At 70.5% G+C, this 20,914-nt stretch carries 17 protein-coding genes; 15 read left to right on the top strand and 2 right to left on the bottom strand.

Translation table 11 applies throughout. The features are described from left to right. Window positions 1–201: 201 nt before the first annotated feature. From J3486_RS31620 to J3486_RS31595, 6 genes are all read left to right on the top strand, one after another. Window positions 202–2,343 carry a glycogen debranching N-terminal domain-containing protein gene (locus tag J3486_RS31620; RefSeq protein ID WP_229378906.1) on the top strand — a complete coding sequence of 714 codons (2,142 nt, stop codon included), beginning with the start codon at window positions 202–204 and terminating at the stop codon, window positions 2,341–2,343. A gap of 94 nt (window positions 2,344–2,437) precedes the next feature. Further along, window positions 2,438–3,199, top strand: a complete 762-nt coding sequence (locus J3486_RS31615; RefSeq protein WP_207826508.1) for an NUDIX domain-containing protein — start codon at window positions 2,438–2,440, stop codon at window positions 3,197–3,199. Window positions 3,200–3,391: 192 nt separating this feature from the next. Then, window positions 3,392–5,323, top strand: coding sequence for an ATP-binding cassette domain-containing protein (locus tag J3486_RS31610; RefSeq protein WP_207826506.1), 1,932 nt, complete (start codon window positions 3,392–3,394; stop codon window positions 5,321–5,323). Window positions 5,324–5,486: 163 nt separating this feature from the next. Further along, window positions 5,487–6,371 carry a FadR/GntR family transcriptional regulator gene (locus J3486_RS31605; RefSeq protein WP_207826499.1) on the top strand — a complete coding sequence of 295 codons (885 nt, stop codon included), beginning with the start codon at window positions 5,487–5,489 and terminating at the stop codon, window positions 6,369–6,371. A gap of 431 nt (window positions 6,372–6,802) precedes the next feature. After that, window positions 6,803–8,338, top strand: coding sequence for an RNA polymerase sigma factor (locus J3486_RS44445; RefSeq protein ID WP_307805014.1), 1,536 nt, complete (start codon window positions 6,803–6,805; stop codon window positions 8,336–8,338). A 162-nt stretch (window positions 8,339–8,500) separates the two neighbouring features. After that, on the top strand, window positions 8,501–9,331 hold the full coding sequence (locus tag J3486_RS31595; protein ID WP_207826497.1) for a trypsin-like serine protease: 831 nt from the start codon (window positions 8,501–8,503) through the stop codon (window positions 9,329–9,331). A 101-nt stretch (window positions 9,332–9,432) separates the two neighbouring features. Here J3486_RS31595 and J3486_RS31590 read toward each other — a convergent pair whose 3' ends face one another. Continuing rightward, the gene (locus J3486_RS31590; protein WP_207826496.1) at window positions 9,433–9,663 is read right to left on the bottom strand and encodes a hypothetical protein; all 231 of its coding nucleotides are present in this window, start codon (window positions 9,661–9,663) and stop codon (window positions 9,433–9,435) included. 440 nt (window positions 9,664–10,103) lie between these two features. Between J3486_RS31590 and J3486_RS31585 the strand changes: the two genes are divergently transcribed. The 6 genes from J3486_RS31585 to J3486_RS31560 all read left to right on the top strand — a co-directional run bounded on the left by J3486_RS31585 (window position 10,104) and on the right by J3486_RS31560 (window position 17,124). Continuing rightward, a complete protein-coding gene (locus J3486_RS31585) occupies window positions 10,104–12,227 on the top strand; it encodes a type IIA DNA topoisomerase subunit B (RefSeq protein WP_207826493.1) in 2,124 nt (707 codons plus the stop codon). Window positions 12,228–12,397: 170 nt separating this feature from the next. After that, window positions 12,398–12,904, top strand: a complete 507-nt coding sequence (locus J3486_RS31580) for a DUF1453 domain-containing protein (protein ID WP_207826491.1) — start codon at window positions 12,398–12,400, stop codon at window positions 12,902–12,904. Next, complete coding sequence (locus J3486_RS31575; protein WP_207826490.1) at window positions 12,901–14,058, top strand: sensor histidine kinase; 1,158 nt, start codon at window positions 12,901–12,903, stop codon at window positions 14,056–14,058. The genes J3486_RS31580 and J3486_RS31575 overlap by 4 nt, the downstream gene beginning before the upstream one ends. Then, complete coding sequence (locus tag J3486_RS31570) at window positions 14,055–14,765, top strand: response regulator transcription factor (RefSeq protein WP_207826489.1); 711 nt, start codon at window positions 14,055–14,057, stop codon at window positions 14,763–14,765. The genes J3486_RS31575 and J3486_RS31570 overlap by 4 nt, the downstream gene beginning before the upstream one ends. 218 nt (window positions 14,766–14,983) lie before the next feature. Then, a complete protein-coding gene (locus tag J3486_RS31565; RefSeq protein WP_207826477.1) occupies window positions 14,984–15,517 on the top strand; it encodes a DUF485 domain-containing protein in 534 nt (177 codons plus the stop codon). Then, on the top strand, window positions 15,514–17,124 hold the full coding sequence (locus J3486_RS31560) for a cation acetate symporter (protein ID WP_207826476.1): 1,611 nt from the start codon (window positions 15,514–15,516) through the stop codon (window positions 17,122–17,124). Before J3486_RS31565 ends, J3486_RS31560 begins: the two co-directional genes overlap by 4 nt. Before the next feature lie 93 nt (window positions 17,125–17,217). Here the strand turns inward: J3486_RS31560 and J3486_RS31555 are convergent, their stop codons facing one another. Continuing rightward, window positions 17,218–17,910, bottom strand: a complete 693-nt coding sequence (locus tag J3486_RS31555) for a response regulator (RefSeq protein WP_207826475.1) — start codon at window positions 17,908–17,910, stop codon at window positions 17,218–17,220. A gap of 166 nt (window positions 17,911–18,076) precedes the next feature. Between J3486_RS31555 and J3486_RS31550 the strand changes: the two genes are divergently transcribed. From J3486_RS31550 to J3486_RS31540, 3 genes are all read left to right on the top strand, one after another. Next, on the top strand, window positions 18,077–18,892 hold the full coding sequence (locus tag J3486_RS31550) for an ABC transporter ATP-binding protein (protein WP_207826474.1): 816 nt from the start codon (window positions 18,077–18,079) through the stop codon (window positions 18,890–18,892). Beyond that, the gene (locus J3486_RS31545; protein ID WP_207826472.1) at window positions 18,882–19,751 is read left to right on the top strand and encodes an ABC transporter permease; all 870 of its coding nucleotides are present in this window, start codon (window positions 18,882–18,884) and stop codon (window positions 19,749–19,751) included. Before J3486_RS31550 ends, J3486_RS31545 begins: the two co-directional genes overlap by 11 nt. 96 nt (window positions 19,752–19,847) lie before the next feature. Then, window positions 19,848–20,912: an ABC transporter substrate-binding protein gene (locus J3486_RS31540; protein WP_207826470.1), complete on the top strand. Its 1,065-nt coding sequence runs from the start codon at window positions 19,848–19,850 to the stop codon at window positions 20,910–20,912. Window positions 20,913–20,914: the final 2 nt, after the last annotated feature.

Genomic DNA, 20,914 nt, shown 5'->3' with positions numbered 1-20,914 from the left:
TCAGTGGTCCGGCGGCTTGCCGGTGCCTGGCGCGGCCGCGCGCGAAAGGAGGCGCCCCATGCGGGAGCCGATGCTGCGGAGCATCGTCACGGTTGGCGGCTCCACGCTCCGGGGCGCCGTCCGCGCGGTGGGGGATGCCGTACGCCCTTCGGGACACCGGCGGTGCGGCCGAGGGGAATTGGGAGCAGGAGGAGTCTGGCCATGACGTCCGAGGTGACACGGCCGTTGGCGCCACCGCCGACACGGCACGGCGACAGGGCGCGCGACCTGACCGAGGTGCGTCCGACGCCTGTTCCGCCGGCGCCGCACGCCCGCCCGGACGCGACTTCGGGCAGAACTGCCGGAGCACAGACCCCGGCACCGGTGTCGGCGTCCGGACTCCCGCCGCGGCGCAGTGGTGAACTTCCGCCCGCACACGAGTCGTTGATCTGTGTCGCGCTGCCCGGCCTCGCGATCTCCTCGGACCATGGGCAACTGTCGGCGCAGGGACTGGAGGGGTTCTACCGCGCGGGGCGCCGTGTGCTGTCCCGCTGCCAGATCCGGGTGTCCGGCCGGGAGCCGGTGGCCGTGCAGGCGCGGATGCTCTCCGCCGACCGTGCCCGCTTCGTGGCCACCGTACGGGCGGCCTCCGACGCAGGCCCCGATCCGGACCTCGTCGTCCAGCGGATCCGGACCGCCGACGGCACCGAGCGCATCACGCTGTACAGCTCCGCGCCGCGACCGCTGCGCATCCCCCTCGAGGTGGCGCTCGGCACGGACCTGGCCGAGCTCGGGGCGGTGGCCGCCGGGCACCCCGGGCGGGAACTTCCCGCGACGGTCCACGACGCCGGGTTGCGCTGGTCTTCGCCCACCGGCCATGCCGTGGTCACGGCGACCCCGCCGCCCACGGACGCGCTCGCCTCCGCCGGACTCCTGCGCTGGGAGTTCGAGCTGGCCCCGGGCGGCGTGTGCACCGTGGAGCTGAGGATCCGTGCGGACGGTGCGAGCGGCGGCAGAGGCGCCGGGCACAGCGCGGTCAGGCCGTTCGCCCCGGCCCAGGCGCACGGCGACGACCCGCGGGTGGGGCCGTTGCTGCGGACGTGCGTCGACGACCTTCAGGCGCTGCTGGTGCGCGACCCCGAGCACCCGTCGGACATCCATCTGGCGGCGGGAGCGCCCTGGCGCTGCGGCCTCGCGCCGGCCGAGGCGCTGGCCGCCGCCAGGATGGCCCTTCCCCTCGGCACTCGACTGGCCGCCGGCACGCTGCGCACGCTCGCCCGTACTCAACTGACAGGACCAGGGCCGGAGTTCGGCCGCCTGCCCGGGCCACTGCGGCACGCGGGCATCCAGGTCCCCCCGAGCTGCACGGGCATCGAGGCCACCTTGCTGTTCCCGGTTCTCCTCGCGGAGGCCAGACGCTGGGGCCTCGCCGAGCCGGAGATCGCGGAGCTGCTGCCCGCTGCGGAGCGCTGTCTGCAGTGGCTGCGCACCGCCGCGGGAGACGGCCCCTACTTGCCGGACCCGGGGCCGGGCGGCCCGCTGCGCTGTGAGACCCAGGCGCACGCGCACCGTGCGGCGCTGCTCGGCGCGGACCTCCTCGACGCGTACGGCAGACCCGGCGCCATGGAGCTGCGGCAGTGGGCGCAGGAACTGAGACACCGTTTCCGGGAGGACTTCTGGGTCGACGACCGCGGGGGCGGCAGGCCTGCGGCAGCCCGCACCCCGTCCGGTCACCCCGTCCCGTACCTCGGCAGCGGCGCCGCGCACCTGCTCGACAGCGGGCTGCTCGGCGCCGGGGGCTCCGCACCGGGGATCCTGGACAAGGTGCAGACGGAGCAGCTCGCGCGGCTGTTCGGCGGTCCCGGGCTCGACTCCGGGTGGGGGCTGCGCACCCTGGAGGCCAAGGGCCCGCTGTACAACCCGTTCGGACACCGTGCCGGAGCGGTGCGGGTGCACGAGACGGCGGTGGCCGTCGCGGGTCTGTCGGCAGCCGGGTACGAGAAGGAGGCGGCGTCCTTGTTGCGCGGCATCCTGGCGGCGGCGGAAGCCTTCGGTTTCCGGCTGCCCGAGATGTACGCGGGGGAGCAGCGCGTCGAGGGCGGCGCCCCACTGCCGCACCCCGCCGCCTGCAGACCGTCCGCCGTCGCCTCGGCCGCCGGGGTGCATCTGCTGGCCACGCTTGCCGGTATCCGCCCGGACGTACCGGCGGGGACGGTGGCGCTGTCACCCGTCCGCGGTGCCCCGCTCGGGGAACTGGGGCTGACGGGGCTGAGCGTCGGCGGGCAGGCCTTCTCCGTACGGGTCAGCCGACTGGGGCTCGCGATGGTCGAGGAGGCTGCGGAGACCCTGCAGTTGGGCGTGTGACGGCCCCGGGCACGGCCGCTTCGGGCCGCTGACCCGGCGCGGAAGCGTGAACGAAGGGAGTGTTTATCGTCATCCAGACGACTATGATCGTTCCATGTCGCCCTACGACCCGTCGGCCTTCCCGCCTTTCGCTGTCACCGTCGACCTGGTCGTGCTGACCGTGCGGCGGCACGCCCTGTGCGCGCTGGCGGTGCGGCGCGGGGAACCGCCGTTTCAAGGGCGTTGGGCCTTGCCCGGTGGCTTCGTGCGGGACGACGAGGATCTGACCGCGGCGGCGGCGCGTGAACTGTCCGAGGAGACGGGCCTGTGCGCCCACGCCCCGGGGGTGCCCGCGCAGGACAATGGTGCGCACCTGGAGCAGTTGGCCACGTACGGCGACCCGAAGCGGGATCCGCGGATGCGCGTGGTCAGCGTTGCGCACCTGGCGCTCGCGCCCGACCTGCCGGCGCCGCGGGCCGGGGGAGACGCGCACAGCGCCCGCTGGGCCCCCGTGGAAGCGCTGCTGCACCAGAGCGGGTACGGGCGGGAGGGCGAGCAGGCCGCGCCCCTCGCCTTCGACCATGCTCAGATCCTGGCGGACGGGGTGGAGCGGGCCCGCTCGAAGATCGAGTACTCCTCGCTGGCCACGGCCTTCTGCCCGCCGGAGTTCACTGTCGGCGAGCTGCGTCGTGTGTACGAGGCGGTGTGGGGTGTCGCCCTCGACCCGCGCAATTTCCATCGCAAGGTGACCGGGACGCCCGGCTTCCTGGTGCCCACCGGTGGTACCACCACACGGCAGGGTGGCCGTCCCGCCCAGCTTTTCCGCGCCGGCGGCGCCACGCTGCTCAACCCGCCGATGCTGCGCCCCGAGGTCTGACCGCCGCGCGGACGCGGAGCCTTGTGGCGGCTTGAGTTCCGGGCTCGGGGCTCGGGACACCCGGGCCGCCATCTTGCCCGGAATGGGCGAAATGTCGCGTTATCTTGCTGGTGTACCCACGAGGTTCGTCGGCCAGGGAACCGGCGGACGGGCCCCGGCCGCCGAGCGGTCGCCCATCCTGCGAGAGAAGCGATGATCCAGGCCATCGGACTGACCAGCAACGCCCGCAAGGAGCGTCCGCCCACGGTCGACGACGTGTCCTTCGAGGCCGCCGCGGGCCGGGTGACAGCCCTGCTCGGTGCCCGCGGCGCGGGCAAGACGACCGTGGTGCGGCTGATGCTCGAACTCCAACAGGGCCGCGGTATCACGTACTTCAGAGGGCGCCCCCTGCACCGCATCACTCATCCGGCGCGCGAAGTCGGCGTGCTGCTCGGGGATGTGCCAGGACACCCGGCCCGTACGGTCCGCGGCCAGCTGCGCATGCTCTGCTCCGCGGCCGGTGTCCCCGTCCGGCGCGCGGACGAGGTGCTGGAGGTCGTCGGTCTCGTGAGCCTGCGCGATCTGCGCCTGGGCACCCTGTCGCGCGGCATGGACCGCCGGCTCGGCCTGGCCTGCGCGCTGCTCGCGGACCCGCACACGCTCGTGCTCGACGGACCGGCGGACGGTCTGTCGGGTCGGGAGAGCAAGTGGATGCACGGGATCCTGCGGGCGCACGCCGCCGTCGGCGGCACCGTGCTGTTCACCACCGGCGACCCGAAGGAGGCGGCCCGTACCGCCGACCGCGTCGTCACGCTCGACGAAGGGCGCGTGGTCGCGGACCAGGAGGTCGCCGACTTCGCGCGCACCAGACTGCGGCCCCGGGTCGCCGTCCGCAGCCCGCACGCCGCGCGGCTCGGGGTCCTGCTGAGCAAGGAGGCCCGGACGGCGAAGCGCTCCGTCGAGGTGGTCACGGAGGACGGCAGCCGTCTGTCGGTCTATGGCAGCAGTTGCGCGGACGTCGGCGAGACGGCGTACCGGCATGGGATCCTCGTCCACCAGCTCGCCGACGAGACCGGGGACGCCGGACTCGTGGTGGCGCTGACCCCCCTCGCCGACGCCGGGCCGCCGCCGGGCGAGCCCGATCCGACGGTCCAGGCTCCACCGGCCCCGCCTCTGGAGGGCGCGGACACCGAGGCGCGGCCCATGCTCGACCCCGTTCGCCCCACCAGCACCTTCGTGCCGCTTGTCGACACGGCGCCGCCGAGCCGCGGCGCGGAGACCGCCTCCGTCGACGAACGCGCGGGCGGCACCGCCGACAGCCCCCGGACCGCCTCGGCGCTGCCCGGACTGCCGCCTCCCATCACCGTCCGGCCCGCGCACAGCCCGCTGCGGCCCCTGCGCTACGAGCTGCGCCGGGCGACCGGTATCGCCACCGGGTACATCACCATGGCGCTCGTCCTCGCCGTCTCCGCGCTCCTCTCCGTGGTGCTCGCCCGCGCGGGACACACCCCCCAGCCGCGGCTGCTCGCCGCATGGCCGCGGGAGCTGCCCCTGCCGCCCGCCGCGCTGGGGGCAGGGCTGCTCGGGGCCTTCGCCTTCGGTGACGAGTTCCGCCACCCCGCACTCGCCGCCGATCGCGGAACCGTCCCCCGCCGCCTGGGGCTGCTCGCGGCCAAACTGATCGTCGGCGCGGCCACCGCCGTGATCATGGCCGCCCTCGTCATCGGCTGCGACGCCGCGCTGCTCCACCTCGTATACGGACCGGAGCTCACTCAAGTTCCCGCCGACTCGCTCTCCCTGAGCGCGAGTTGGTTCGTCCTTGTCGTCGCATGCGCTTGGGCGGGGGTGCTCGCGTCCGGAGTTTTCCGTTCCACCGCGGCAGGGCTCGCCGCCGTACTGGCCGTTCCGATTGTCATCGTGCCGCTCGTACAAAAGGCCTTGGAGGGACCGTCTGTGCGAACGGCCGCGGGACTTCCGGCGCGGCTGCGGGAACTCGCTCTACTGCACTGGCCCTTCGGTGCGGAGCGCATCGTCGCCGCCGGAGTGCGCATGGTCGCCCAACCCGTGGGAGGCGCCCTGATGTTGTCGCTCACCGCGCTGCTCTGCGCATATGTGCTCACGGTGCTGCGCCCCAGGGCGCGATGACGGTCACTCGGAGCCTTCCGGTACCCAGGTGCTCACAACTCCCCTTGGAACGCCCATTTCTTTCCGATAAGGCGTCAATTGCAGCGAGGGCGGCGATCACCCTTTCGTGTGCTTTTCACCAAAGACCTCAAGGGAGTTGGGAGGGGCGCCGACAACAGATTCCGTGAGTACCCTTGCGCACACCATGATGACCGCCGCCCGCTCCGCCGACTCCGGCCTCGCAGCTTCGGGCGAACTCGACCGCTACTCCTACGCGGAGCCGGCCGCCGACCGCGTCGGCCCCTCTGCCTGGGACAGCACGGACCAGGAACTGGGCCGCGTCGGCCGGCGCACCGCGGGCAACCGCGGTCGCGGTCTGCACGGTCAACTCGTCCAGCAGCTGGGGCAGATGATCGTCTCCGGTGACCTGGGCGCCGACCGCCCGCTGGTGCCCGAGGAGATCGGGCAGCGTTTCGAGGTGTCCCGCACCGTCGTCCGCGAGTCCCTCCGTGTCCTGGAGGCGAAGGGCCTGGTCAGCGCCCGGCCGAACGTCGGCACGCGCGTACGCCCGGTCAGCGACTGGAACCTCTTGGACCCGGACATCATCGAGTGGCGCGCCTTCGGGCCGCAGCGCGACGACCAGCGGCGCGAGCTGAGCGAGCTGCGCTGGACGATCGAGCCGCTCGCCGCCCGCCTCGCCGCGGGGCACGGCCGTGAGGACCTGCAGCAGCGCCTTGCCGACATGGTGGAGATCATGGGGCACGCCCTGGGGCAGGGGGACTCGATCACGTTCTCCCGAGCCGATGCCGAGTTTCACGCGCTGCTCATCCAGCTCGCGGGTAACCGGATGCTGGAGCACCTCTCCGGCATCGTCTCCGCCGCTCTCCAGGTTTCCGGCGGGCCCGTCACCGGCTGTGACCGGCCGAACGAGACGGCGATCGGCCATCACGGCCGCATCGTCGACGCGCTCGCCGCGGGCGACGCCTCCGGGGCCGAGACCGCGATGCGCCACCTGCTCACGGTCCACCCCGAGGTGGAGCGCGTGGTGCCGGCCCCGCGCGAGCACTGACCGCCGGGGACACCGCAGGGCGAGGGAGTGCGAACCGGACGTCGCCGGAAGGTCCCACCACGCGTGCACGCGCATGTGTAGGTGGGAACCATCCGGCGACTCGGTCGTCAGGGGTCCGTCGGAGACCGTTGCCCGGGTTCGTCGAGTGTCTGCAGGAGCTCGCGAGGTGACCGCGTCTGTCCGTATCGGTTAGTTTTTGACCACTTACGGGGTGTGACTCGGGCCACGCAGATTGGGCGTAACGCTCCCCGGGGCAACGCGATGACCTAAGAGGTGACGGCCGAGGAGGGAATACAGCGACCGCTCGCGGTGCTGTGCATCTCCCCGGCCCCCGCCCGCGCCGTCGGCCCATCCCCAAGTCGGCGGTCGTCGGCTCCGGTCCACACAGGACGGGGCCGGAAGCCGTTTTCCAACGTTCCGAGAGGTTGTTCGTGTCGGCCAGCACATCCCGTACGCTCCCGCCGGAGATCGCCGAGTCCGTCTCTGTCATGGCGCTCATTGAGCGGGGAAAGGCTGATGGCCAGATCGCCGGCGATGACGTACGCCGTGCGTTCGAAGCCGACCAGATTCCGGCCACTCAGTGGAAGAACGTTCTGCGCAGCCTCAACCAGATCCTCGAGGAAGAGGGTGTGACGCTGATGGTCAGTGCCGCTGAGCCCAAGCGTCCCCGAAAGAGCGTCGCAGCCAAGAGTCCGGTCAAGCGCACCGCAACCAAGACGGTCGCGGCCAAGACGGTCACCGCCAAGCGGGTCGCCGCGACCACCGCGCCCGAGTCGACGACCACCGAGGCCGCCGCAGACGAAGCCGCGCCCGCCAAGAAGGCCGCGGCCAAGAAGACCACCGCCAAGAAGGCCACCGCCAAGAAGACGGTCGCCAAGAAGACCGCCGCGAAGAAGACGGCCGGCAAGAAGGACGACGACCTTCTTGACGACGAGGCGACCGAGGAGACTCCCGCCACGGCCAAGGGTGGCGACGAGGAGACCCCCGAGGGCCAGGGCTTCGTGCTGTCCGACGAGGACGAGGACGACGCGCCTGCGCAGCAGGTCGCCGCCGCCGGCGCCACCGCCGACCCGGTCAAGGACTACCTGAAGCAGATCGGTAAGGTCCCGCTGCTCAACGCCGAGCAGGAGGTCGAGCTCGCCAAGCGCATCGAGGCTGGTCTGTTCGCCGAGGACAAGCTGGCCAACGCCGACAAGCTCGCCCCCAAGCTCAAGCGTGAGCTGGAGATCATCGCCGAGGACGGCCGCCGCGCCAAGAACCACCTCCTGGAGGCCAACCTCCGCCTGGTGGTCTCCCTGGCCAAGCGCTACACCGGCCGCGGCATGCTCTTCCTGGACCTCATCCAGGAGGGCAACCTCGGTCTGATCCGCGCGGTCGAGAAGTTCGACTACACCAAGGGCTACAAGTTCTCCACGTACGCCACCTGGTGGATCCGTCAGGCGATCACCCGCGCCATGGCCGACCAGGCCCGCACCATCCGTATCCCGGTGCACATGGTCGAGGTCATCAACAAGCTCGCGCGCGTGCAGCGCCAGATGCTTCAGGACCTGGGCCGCGAGCCCACCCCGGAGGAGCTGGCCAAGGAACTCGACATGACCCCCGAGAAGGTCATCGAGGTCCAGAAGTACGGTCGCGAGCCCATCTCCCTGCACACCCCGCTGGGCGAGGACGGTGACAGCGAGTTCGGTGACCTCATCGAGGACTCCGAGGCTGTCGTCCCGGCCGACGCCGTCAGCTTCACGCTTCTCCAGGAGCAGCTGCACTCCGTGCTCGACACCCTGTCCGAGCGCGAGGCTGGCGTCGTCTCCATGCGGTTCGGTCTCACCGACGGTCAGCCGAAGACCCTCGACGAGATCGGCAAGGTCTACGGCGTCACGCGTGAGCGCATCCGCCAGATCGAGTCCAAGACGATGTCGAAGCTGCGCCACCCGTCGCGCTCCCAGGTCCTGCGCGACTACCTCGACTAGTCACAGGCTCCTGTACGGCCCGCAGAAGGCCCGGCACCACCCCGCCTAAGGGGAAGTGCCGGGCCTTCCGTGTGCGCGGCTGTGAGCAGATCCTCGCGGTGCGTGCGGCGCCCGACTGGATCACTCTGGGTGTGCCACAGCAACCCAGAGTGAGGAGACCGCATGCGTCGTCCTTTCGCGAGAGCGCTGACCGCTCCGCTGGCCGTACTGACCGCCGCGGCGGTGCTGCCCCTGTCCGCGGCGGGATCGGTGGCCGCCGACAGCGGGGTCATCGGCGGCCACCAGGTCCGGGCCGCCGACAGCCCGTGGGCGGTGGCCCTCTCCAGCCGTGACCGGTTCGGGGGTACCCGCGCCGGACAGTTCTGCGGGGGAGTGGTCGTCGGACGGTCCACGGTCCTCACGGCGGCGCACTGTCTGAGCGAGGACGTGCTCGGGGTGGCGGGCGGCGAGGTGGGCGACCTCAAGGTGATCGCCGGGCGCAGCGACCTGCAGGCGGACGACGGCGCGGAGATTCCGGTCAGGAGGACGTGGGTCAACCCCGAGTACGACAGCTACACGAACTCCGGCGATGTGGCGGTCCTCACACTGGCGACACCGCTGCCAGGGGGATACGTGCTCCCGATGGCGGACGGGGGCGACGTCGCCTATGCGCCCGGCACGGGGGCCGCCGTCTACGGGTGGGGCGACACGACGGGCGCCGGTGACTACGCGCGCGTGCTGCGCGCGGCGCGCGTCCGGGTGCTTCCCGACGCCGTGTGCCAGGAGGCCTACCCGGGCAGCTCGGACGGGATGTACCTGTCGTCCTCGATGCTCTGCGCGGGAGAGCTGGGCGGCGGTAAGGACGCCTGCCAGGGGGACAGCGGCGGCCCGCTGGTGGCCCGGGGCAAGCTGATCGGCCTGGTGTCCTGGGGGAGCGGTTGTGGGCGCGCGGGGAGTCCGGGTGTCTACACGCGGGTCTCTGACGTGCTGCGTGTGCTGACGCGGCACGGCTGACACCGCGTGCGGATACGAGGACGGGCGGTCACTCCTGGGTGGGGAGTGACCGCCCGATCACCGGCCTGATGCCGGAGCTGGCTCGTCGTGGGTGCGAGGCGTCAGCGTTCCTCGGTCTCGGCGCTTGCCGGAACGGCGGTGAGCCGCTCCGTCTCGTCCTGTATCTCAGCGGCGATCTTCTTGAGTTCCGGCTCGAACTTGCGACCGTGGTGGGCGCAGAAGAGCAGTTCACCACCGCTGATGAGAACGACGCGCAGATATGCCTGGGCGCCGCAACGGTCACAGCGGTCAGCGGCCGTCAGCGGGCTCGCGGGGGTCAGAACAGTAGTCACGTCGCCTCTTCTCTAGCTCGACGAGCTGTCGTACCAGGGTCAACATCCAACCAGGCCGAAAACGTTCCCGCTCGCGGCTTTTCCTCGAAAATTTTCTTCGAGGCCGGCCAGGTGCTGCCGGGTGGCGGCGAATGTGCCGTATTGCGTCTCTTACGTGTCTTACGGGTTCGCGCGTTCTGTCAGGTCGGTCCTCCCCGGCGGGCTGCCGGTTGTTCATGAGGACGTGCCCGGAGCCTAAATGGTTCATGCCTGGAAGGGAACGTGATGTGTGCTTCACTCCATCGAGGGATCGAACACGCATGCGACCTTGGACTAGTCTGGGCTGAGGTGAGGGTGGCGTGACAACGGCTCTACCAGGCCTCGGTACCCTCTGAGCGGCGACCGACGCCGGCCCTTTACCCACAAGGGCCTCATTTGAAATTCAGCGAGGAGCGAACCGCGTGACCGCCGAAACGTCCGTGCCGTCCACAGCGCTGCTGACCGGAGCAGACCGGGACGGTTCCAACTACACCGCGCGGCACCTTCTCGTTCTCGAGGGGCTCGAGGCCGTACGCAAGCGTCCGGGCATGTACATCGGCTCGACCGACAGCCGCGGTCTCATGCACTGCCTCTGGGAGATCATCGACAACTCCGTCGACGAGGCCCTCGGTGGTTACTGCGACAACATCGAGGTGATCCTGCACGACGACGCCTCCGTCGAGGTGCGGGACAACGGCCGCGGCATCCCCGTGGACGTGGAGCCCAAGACCGGCCTGTCCGGAGTCGAGGTCGTCATGACCAAGCTCCACGCGGGCGGCAAGTTCGGCGGCGGCTCGTACGCGGCCTCCGGCGGTCTGCACGGCGTGGGCGCCTCCGTGGTGAACGCGCTGTCGGCGCGTCTCGACGTCGAGGTGGACCGCGGCGGGCACACGCACGCGATCAGCTTCCGGCGCGGCGTCCCGGGCGCCTTCTCCAAGCCCGGTCCCGACGCGCCGTTCGACCCCGCGGCACGACTGAGCAAGACCAAGAAGGTCCCGAAGGCCCGCCAGGGCACGCGCGTGCGCTACTGGGCGGACCGCCAGATCTTCCTCAAGGACGCCAAGCTCTCCCTGGAGACGTTGCACCAGCGCGCCCGCCAGACCGCGTTCCTGGTGCCGGGCCTGACCATCGTCGTACGGGACGAGTTCGGCCTGGGCGAGGGCGGCAGCAAGGGCGAGGAATCCTTCCGCTTCGACGGCGGCATCAGCGAGTTCTGCGAGTACCTGGCGCAGGACAAGGCGGTCTGCGACGTCCTCCGCTTGACCGGGTCGGGCACCTTCAAGGAGACCGTCCCGGTGCTCGACGAGCACGGCCAGATGACGCCGACCGAGGTCCAGCGCGAGCTCGGCGTCGACGTCGCGCTGCGCTGGGGCACCGGCTACGACACGACCGTCAGGTCGTTCGTGAACATCATCGCCACCCCCAAGGGTGGCACCCACGTCACCGGCTTCGAACGCTCGCTCACGAAGACGATGAACGAGGTGCTGCGCTCCCAGAAGCTGCTGCGCGTCGCCGAGGACGACATCGTCAAGGACGACGCCCTTGAGGGCCTCACGGCCGTCGTCACGGTCCGCCTCGCGGAGCCGCAGTTCGAGGGCCAGACCAAGGAGGTCCTCGGTACCTCCGCGGCCAACCGCATCGTCGCCAACGTGATCGCCAAAGAACTCAAGGCGTTCCTGACGTCCACCAAGCGCGACGCCAAGGCGCAGGCCCGTGCCGTCATGGAGAAGGCCGTCGCCGCGGCCCGTACGCGCATCGCCGCCCGCCAGCACAAGGACGCGCAGCGCCGCAAGACGGCCCTGGAATCGTCGTCGCTGCCCGCGAAGCTCGCGGACTGCCGCAGCGACGACGTCGAGCGCAGCGAGCTGTTCATCGTCGAGGGCGACTCGGCGCTCGGCACCGCAAAGCTCGCCCGGAACTCCGAGTTCCAGGCGCTCCTGCCGATCCGCGGCAAGATCCTCAACGTTCAGAAGTCGTCCGTGTCGGACATGCTGAAGAACGTCGAGTGCGGCGCGATCATCCAGGTCATAGGAGCCGGGTCCGGCCGGACCTTCGACATCGACGCGGCGCGCTACGGCAAGATCATCCTGCTCGTCGACGCCGACGTCGACGGCGCACACATCCGTACCCTGCTGCTGACGCTGTTCCAGCGCTACATGCGGCCGATGATCGAGGCCGGCCGCGTCTTCGCCGCCGTGCCGCCGCTGCACCGCATCGAGCTGGTCCAGCCGAAGAAGGGCCAGGACAAGTACGTCTACACCTACTCGGACCGTGAGCTGCGCGAGACGCTGCTCGAGTTCCAGCGCAAGGGCGTCCGCTACAAGGACTCCATCCAGCGCTACAAGGGTCTGGGCGAGATGGATGCCGACCAGCTGGCCGAGACCACGATGGACCCGCGGTTCCGCACCCTGCGCCGCATCAACATCGGCGAGCTGGAGGCCGCGGAGCAGGTCTTCGATCTGCTGATGGGCAACGACGTGGCACCGCGCAAGGAGTTCATCTCCAGCTCCGCGGCGACCCTCGACCGGTCGCGCATCGACGCGTAGCGCAGGGCCGCCGGGCCGTGCGACAAGCGCTCCCAGAAGGGCTCTCCACCCCCGGGTGGAGAGCCCTTTTCCACCCTCGATCCACCCCCGCTCCGATCTCCTGACCTGCCGATTTCCGTAGCGTCCAGAGCGTTGAACCCATCCGCTCACCATGCTTTACGGAGGCCGTCATGTCCGCAGCCGCCACCGCGCTGACGATCGTCGTTGTCGTGGCCCTCGTCCTCGTCCGCCAGTTCAGGACCGAGCGGCTCGCGGCCGACCGCAAATGGTGGGTGCTGCCCGTGATCCTCGGCGTCGTCGCGGTCCGGAACGGCTCCCTGACCGACCCGCACCACACGACCGGATCCGTCGTCCTGCTCGCCGTCGGCCTGCTCGTCAGCGCCGGCATCGGAGTCGGCTGGGCGTACACCACACGGTTGTGGGTCGACGAGCAGGGCGATGCCTGGACCAAGGGCACGGCCGCGACGGTCGGCACCTGGCTGGCCGGGATCGCGACCCGTGCGGGCATCCTCGGGATCGGCCTGGCCGTGGGCATCCACCTCGGAAGCTCCAGCCTGATGCTGGGCTTCGCCGTCTCCCTCCTGGTCCGCTCGGGACTGCTGATGCTCAGGGCCGACCGTGAGCGTTCGGCGTACGTTGGTCCTGTCGCGCAGCCCGTGTGGGAGGACCACAGGTGATCCGCAGGAACTGGACGGAATGGCCTTCACGGGAGGCCCTCTCCCGTGAGGGCCTGACCCGCGCCCGGCGCCTGCTCACCAGGGCCGTACGGGTGACCCTGCTCGGGATCCTGGTGTGGACCGTGGTCACCCAGCGGGACGTCCAGGACTGGACGCTGGTGGTCGCCCCGGTTGTCCTGCTCGCCTGTGGAGCCGCCGCCTGGGCGTTCTTCCACACCACCCTCCGTCACCGGCTGTGGCCCTCGGTGGGGCTGCTCGGCTTCCTGCTCTGTGTGGCGGTGCTGGCCCAGCACGCGGGATTCTTCGGGCCGGCCTCCGTGCTGTGGTGCGGCTGTGCCGTCACGGCCATCGAGCGCATGCCGCTCGTGGCGGGAGTGCCCCTGCTCGCGGTCGCCCTGACCGGGTTCGCGATCGACAACGACGACCCGTGGCTGACCACCGCGGCCATCGCCATCGGACTGTGCCTGTCCGGGTACGTCCTGCGCCTCGACGCGGAAGCCCGGGGCAACGCCCAGCGACTGCTCGTCCAGGAGCGTGCCGCACGGGTCGCGGAGGCCGAGTCGGCGGCGCTCGCCGAGCGCTCCAGGATCGCCCGCGAGATCCACGACGTGCTCGCCCACAGCCTCTCCGCGCAGCTCGTGCACCTCGAGGCGGCCCGGCTGCTGATCGAGCGCGGCGCCGACCGGGAGCAGATCCTGGACCGGGTCGTCGCGGCCCGCGGCATGGCCCGTGACGGGCTCTCGGAGACCCGGCAGGCCCTGTCGGCGCTGCGTGGCGAGATGACGCCGCTGGAGGACTTCCTGAAGGAGCTGACCGGGTCCGCGGACGGGGCCACGCTCACGGTAGAGGGCGAGCGCAGACCGCTCACGGTGGAGGCGTCCCAGGCGGTGCGCAGAGTCGCGCAGGAAGCCCTGACGAACGTACGCAAGCACGCGCCCGGCGCGAAGACGGCGATGCGGCTGGAGTACCGGCCGACCGAAGTGACCCTGGAAATACGGGATTCGGGGGCGTCCCGGCCTCACGAGGAGCTCACTGTCAGTGGTTCCGGTTACGGTCTGTTGGGGATGAGGGAGCGCGCCGAGTTGTTGGGTGGCACGCTCGATGCCGGGCCGTACGAGGAGGGGTTTGTGGTCACGTTGAAGGTTCCCGTATGAGCGGGACGGAAGGGGCGGGGAGCGGGAGCAGGCCGGCGGCCCGGGTCGTGGTGGTGGACGACCAGACGGTGGTGCGGGAAGGCATCGTGATGCTGCTCGGGCTGCTGCCCGGGATCGAGGTGGTCGGCTCCGGGGGAGATGGCGAGGAAGCGGTGGCGCTCGTGGCCGAACTGGCGCCGGACGTCGTCCTGATGGACCTGCGCATGCCGCGCTGCGACGGGGTCGAGGCGACCAGGCGGATCAGGGCCGAGTACCCGGGCACCCAGGTGGTCGTGCTGACCACCTACGCGGACGACGAGTCGTTGTTCCCGGCCCTCACGGCGGGCGCGCGGGGCTATCTCACGAAGGACGCCGGTGGGGAAGAGATCGTGCGGGCCGTCGAGGACGTGCTGTCCGGCGACGCCGGGCTCTCCCCGAAGATCCAGCGGAGACTGCTGGAGAGACTCTCGCAGCCCGCTCCCGCCGTGACGCCCGAGCCGAAGGAGCCGCCGGACGGACTGACGGCGCGGGAGGCCGAGGTCCTCGGGCTGATCGCCGACGGTCTGACGAACCAGGAGATCGCCCGGGAGCTCCACGTCTCTACGGCGACGGTGAAGACCCACATCAACAACCTGTTCGCGAAGACCGGGCTCAAGGACCGCGCGCAGGCGGTGCGTTACGCCTACCGGCACGGGCTCGCGAAGCCGCCGGGGTCGACGCTGTCCTGAGCCACGACCCGGGCCCGTCGTTCCGCTCCGCCCGCCCCAGAAGGCCCCGGAGCCCCCGGAGGTCACCCTTCGAGTGGACGACCGGGGGCCTGAGCGCAGGACCTCACCCCCGCGCCATCACCTAATGGGGTGAAGGACTTGTGAGCTGAGTCCGGGATCTTCCCGTTCTGTCCATCCTTGGCACGCGGCCGACGTGGGCCGCGGACAAGGAGAGTTCGGTGGAGAAGCAAGACGGGCGCGAGACGGCGCAGCCCCGGGCCGGAGATCGTGGTGGCATCAGCGATCCCTGGCACGACGCGCTGGCCTCGGGATGGGGCGAGTTGGACGGCACGGGCGCACCGGCGCCCGCCGCGCCCGCCCGGCCCGTACCGAGGCAGCGGAGCGCGGCGGGCATCTATTTGGAGGTGCAGCGCAGCGACGCCTTCCAGGAAGTGCGCGGACGCTACCGGAGGTTCGTCGTTCCCGCGGTCGCGGTCTTCTTCACCTGGTACGTCGCGTACGTGGTGGCTGCCACGACCGCGCCGGAACTGATGGCCCGCCCGGTCTCGGGCGCGGTGAACGTGGCGATGGTGGCCGGGCTCGGCCAGTTCGCCAGCACCTTCTTGCTGACGTGGCTGTACGCGCGTCATGCGCGGCTGCGCCGCGACCGTGCCGCGCTCGAACTTCGGTGGGACACCCAGGAGATGACACGCGGCATCACCACGCCCGCGCGCATGAACGGTTCGGCTCGGAGCGAGGGCGGCCAGTGGTGACCGGCATGCATCAGACCCTGGCGCTGGTGCTGTTCAGCGCGTTCGTGGCGGTGACGCTCGCGATCACGACGTGGGTGAGCCGCAACCGGCACGGATCGGCGGAGGAGTTCTACGCGGGCGGCCGGCTGTTCTCGCCCATGGAGAACGGTTTTGCCATCGCGGGCGACTACATGTCCGCCGCCTCCTTCCTCGGCATCTCGGGCGTCATCGCGCTCTTCGGGTACGACGGGCTGCTCTACTCCGTGGGCTTCCTCGTGGCCTGGCTCGTCGTCCTCTTCCTGGTCGCCGAACTGGTGCGCAACTGCGGCCGGTTCACGCTCGCCGACGTCGTGGCGGCACGGATGCGGGAGCGTCCCGTGCGCATCGCCGCGGGAACTTCCTCGGTCACCGTGTCCGTTCTCTATCTGGTGGCGCAGATGGTGGGCGCGGGAAGCCTGGTCGCGCTGCTGCTCGGTGGGAAGAGCGGAGCCGCGCAGTCATGGACCGTCGTCGGCGTGGGCGCGCTCATGGTGATCTATGTGTCGATGGGAGGGATGCGGGCCACCACCTGGATCCAGATCGTGAAGGCCGTCCTGCTCATGGGCGGGGCGATCACCCTGACGGTGCTCGTCCTGGCACGCTTCCACGGCGACTTCGACCAGCTGCTGCGTTCGGCCGCGGCGCGCAGCGGGCACGGCTCCGACTTCCTGGTGCCCGGGTTGAAGTACGGCGGAAGCTGGACCGCGCGCTTCGACTTCATCAGCCTGGGCCTGGCGCTCGTGCTCGGCACGGCGGGACTCCCGCACATCCTGTCGCGCTTCTACACGGTGCCGACCGCGCGGGCCGCACGCCGCTCGGTCATCTGGTCCATCGGCCTCATCGGCAGCTTCTACCTGATGACGATCGTGCTGGGCTTCGGCGCGGCCGCCATCGTCGGCTCCGACGCCGTACGGGGCTCAAATGCCGCGGGGAACACGGCGGTTCCGCTGCTCGCCCTCGACCTGGGCGGCGGTGCGGACTCCACGGGAGGCACCGTGCTGTTCGCGTGTGTCGCCGCGGTCGCCTTCGCCACCATCCTCGCCGTCGTCGCCGGGATCACGCTGGCCTCCTCGGCGTCCGTGGCGCACGATCTGTACGCGTCGCTCCGCCGCCGCGACAGCTCGGGCAGGCCCGTGGGCAAGGAGCGCAGCGAGGTGTCGGTGGCGCGGATCGCCGCGGCCGGGATCGGCGTGCTCGCGATCGGGCTCGGGCTGCTCGCGCGCGATCTCAACGTCGCGTTCCTGGTCGGCCTGGCCTTCGCCGTCGCCGCGTCGGCCAATCTGCCGGTGCTGCTCTACTCGCTGTTCTGGCGGAACTTCACGACGCGCGGGGCGGTGTGGTCGGTGTACGGCGGGCTCGTTCCCTCGGTCGTGCTCGTCCTGCTGTCGCCGGTGGTCTCCGGGAGCCCGACCTCCCTGTTCCCCGGCGTGGACTTCCAGTACTTCCCGCTGGAGAACCCCGGGCTCGTCTCCATCCCGCTCGGCTTCCTGGCGGGCTGGCTGGGCACGGTGACGTCGGCCGAACCGCCGGACGAGGCCAAGCACGCGGAGACCGAGGTGCGCGCCCTCACGGGTGCCGGGGCCGTGTGATCCACGGCCCCGACGGTCCGCACCAGCCGCAGGCGGGCCGTCGGGGCCGTACCCCCCCCGGTGGCCGCACCGCGCTCGGGGCGCCACCTTGGTTCAGGGCGTCACCCAGGCGTACCGGTGCTCGGGGCGCCCCGTGTCGCCGTACTTGAGGGAGAGCCGCAGCCGCCCGGACTGCTCCAGCGTGCGCAGATAGCGCTGCGCCGTGGACCGGCTCAGGCCCGTGCGGGCGGCCACCTCGTGGGCCGACAGCGGCTCGTCGGCGTGGTGCAGCACCCCGCAGATGAGATCGCTGGTCGGCTCCGAGTGCCCGCTGGGCAGCCCCGGCGAGGACGGCGCGGGCACCGTGCGCAGCGCGCCGAAGATCCGGTCGACCTGCTCCTGGCCCGCCACACCCCGGCCGCCGATCCGGGCGACGGTGCGACGCAGTGCCGCGTACGACTCGAGCCGGGCCCGCAGCGCCGCGAACGTGAACGGCTTGACCAGATAGTGCAGGGCGCCGAGGCGCATCGCGGACTGCACGGTGTCCACGTCACCGGCCGCCGTGATCATGATGACGTCGGTGCCGTGCCCGCGTTCCCGCATGAGAGGGACGAGTTCGAGACCCGTCATGTCCGGCAGATAGTGGTCGAGCAGGATCAGATCGATCTCCTCGCGTTCCACGATCGCCAGCGCCTGCGCCGCGTTGTGCGCACGGGCGGTGACGCGGAACCCGGGAACCTTTCCCACGTACCGTGCGTTGATCTCTGCGACACGGAAGTCATCATCGACTACCAGGACGGCAATCATCGGGCCTCTCTCCCTCAAGGCCAGGCGAGCGAGCTGTCGAGCCCGTGCGGTGGCTCAGCAGTTTTAGCCCGAGCAAAACGAGCACAACACCCTCTTGCAAGCAGAAGTCCCGCTTGCGCACACAAGACTGATGCCCGCATGCCCCTCCCGCCTACGGTCCGGGGCCATGAGCACAGACACACATCCCGCCATCGAGTTGAGGGGCGCGGGCAAAACGTTCAAAACCCCGTCCGGCGGGCTGCACACCGCGGTCAGGGACCTCGATCTGACCGTGCAGCGCGGCGAGTTCGTGGCCGTCGTCGGCCCCACCGGCTGCGGCAAGTCGACGACGCTGACGCTGGTCAGCGGACTCGAGGAGCCCTCCGACGGCGAGGTGCTGGTCGTCGGTGAGCCGGTCCGCGGCGTCGGCGACAAGGTCGGCTTCGTCTTCCAGCAGGACGCCACCTTCCCCTGGCGCACCGTGCTGTCGAACGTCATGGCCGGCCCGCGCTTCCGCGGCGTCCCCAAGGCGGAGGCCAAGGAGAAGGCCCGAGCCTGGCTCGCCCGCGTCGGCCTCTCGGCCTTCGAGGACCGCTACCCGCACCAGCTCTCGGGCGGCCAGCGCAAGCGCGTAGCCCTCGCCGCCACCTTCGTCAACGACCCCGAGATCCTGCTGATGGACGAGCCCTTCTCGGCGCTCGACGTGCAGACCAGGGCGCTGATGTCGGACGAGCTCCTCGAACTGTGGGAGGGCACGGGCGCCTCCGTCGTGTTCGTCACCCACGACCTGGAGGAGTCCATCGCCCTCGCCGACAAGGTCGTCGTGATGACGGCAGGACCCGCCACCGTCAAGCAGGTCTTCGACATCGACCTGCCGCGCCCCCGCAAGGTCGAATCGATCCGCCTGGAACCGCGGTTCATCGAGATCTACCGCGAGATCTGGGAGTCGCTCGGCGAAGAGGTCCGCATCACCCGGGAGCGAGGTGCCGCTGATGTCGCCTGACGTCGCCACCACCCCGGCCGACGCGCAGCAGCCGGTCAAGACCCTCGACCGCGCGCAGTCCCGCGCCCGCGCCGCCCGCCGTCGCAAGGCGGTGATCATGCTCGTACGCGCGGTGCTCCTGGTCGCCGTCCTCGGGCTGTGGGAGGTGCTCGCGCGGGCCGCGGTCATCGACCCGTTCAACTTCTCCATGCCGTCGAAGATCTGGGACCAGATCCAGCAGTGGGTGCTGCACGGCACCGCGCTCGGGTCGCTCGGCGAACAGGTCTGGTTCACCCTGCACGAGGCGCTGCTCGGCTGGATCATCGGCGTGATCGCCGGTGTGATCCTGGGCATCGCACTCGGCCGGATCGTGTTCCTCGCCGATGTCCTCGGCCCGTACATCAAGGTGCTCAACTCGATCCCGCGCATCGTGCTCGCGCCGATCTTCGTCATCTGGTTCGGTCTCGGCCCGGCCTCCAAGGTCGCCTCGGCCGTCGTCCTCGTCTTTTTCCCCGTCTTCTTCAACGCCTTCCAGGGCGCCCGCGAGGTCGATCGCAACCTGGTCGCCAACGCCCGCATCCTCGGCGCGAGCGACCGGCGCGTGACCCTTCAGGTCGTCATCCCGTCGGCCACCTCGTGGATCTTCACCAGCCTCCACGTCAGCTTCGGCTTCGCCCTCATCGGCGCCATCGTCGGCGAGTACATCGGCGCCACCAAGGGCATCGGCCTGCTCGTCGCCCAGTCCCAGGGCACCTTCAACGCGGCCGGTGTCTACGCCGCCATGGTGATCCTCGCCGTGGTCGCACTGGCGGCCGAGGGACTGCTCACCTTCGCCGAGCGGCGCATCTTCCGCTGGAAGCCGTCGGACTCCGACCGCTGACCCTCCGCTCCCCGGGCCCACCTCTCAACTTCCGCTCCCGCGGGGCCCGTTCGCTCCCCGCTCCCGCACCGCCACTTCACAAGGACGTGAACACCCATGCGCAAGACCGCCCGTTACGCATCGCTGGCCGCCGCCGGCCTGCTGGCCCTGACCTCCCTCACCGCCTGCGCCGACGATGCCTCCAGCACCTCGTCGAACTCCGGCAGCGGCTCGGGAGGGGGCGGCAAGGGCGAGAAGGTCAAGATCATGGTCGGTGGCCTGGACAAGGTCATCTACATGCCCGCGATGCTCACCCAGCGGCTCGGCTACTTCTCCGACGAGGGCCTGAACGTCGAGCTCCTCACCGAGCCCGCCGGTGTGCAGGCCGAGACGGCACTCGTCTCCGGGCAGGTCCAGGGCGCGGTCGGCTTCTACGACCACACGCTCGACCTCCAGACCAAGGGCAAGCACGTCGAGTCCGTCGTGCAGTTCTCGCACGCGCCCGGCGAGGTCGAGGTCGTCTCCAAGAAGGCCGACGGCGACATCACCTCGCCCAAGGACTTCAAGGGCAAGAAGCTCGGCATCACCGGACTCGGCTCGTCCACGGACTTCCTCACCAAGTACCTGGCCGTGAAGAACGGGGTGAAGGTCAGCGAGTTCACGCCGGTCGCCGTCGGCGCCGGTCCGACCTTCATCTCCGCGCTGCAGAAGGGCTCCATCGACGGCGGTATGACGACGGACCCCACCGTCGCCACCATCCTGAAGAAGGACCTCGGCAAGGTCCTCGTCGACATGCGGACGCCGGAGGGCTCGCAGAAGGCGCTCGGCGGCCCGTACCCGTCGTCGAGCCTGTACATGCAGACGGACTGGGTCAACAGCCACAAGGCCACCGTGCAGAAGCTCGCCAACGCCTTCGTCAAGACGCTCCAGTGGATGTCCACGCACAGTGCCACGGAGATCGCCGCCAAGATGCCGGCCGACTATTCGCAGGGTGACAAGGCCCTCTACGCCGAGTCGATCAAGGACACCCTGCCGATGTTCACCAAGGACGGCGTCATGCCCAAGGACGGCCCGTCAACAGTTGAGAGCGTGCTCAAGGCGTTCAACCCCAACATCAAGAACGCCAACGTGGACCTGGAGAAGACGTACACCACCGAGTTCGTCGAGAAGGCCGCCAAGTAGCC

The sequence above is a fragment of the Streptomyces sp. VRA16 Mangrove soil genome, assembly GCF_017377775.1.
GTDB lineage: Bacteria > Actinomycetota > Actinomycetes > Streptomycetales > Streptomycetaceae > Streptomyces.
Note: the sequence above shows the minus strand (reverse complement) of the source record. Positions and strands in the feature narration are given on the sequence as shown.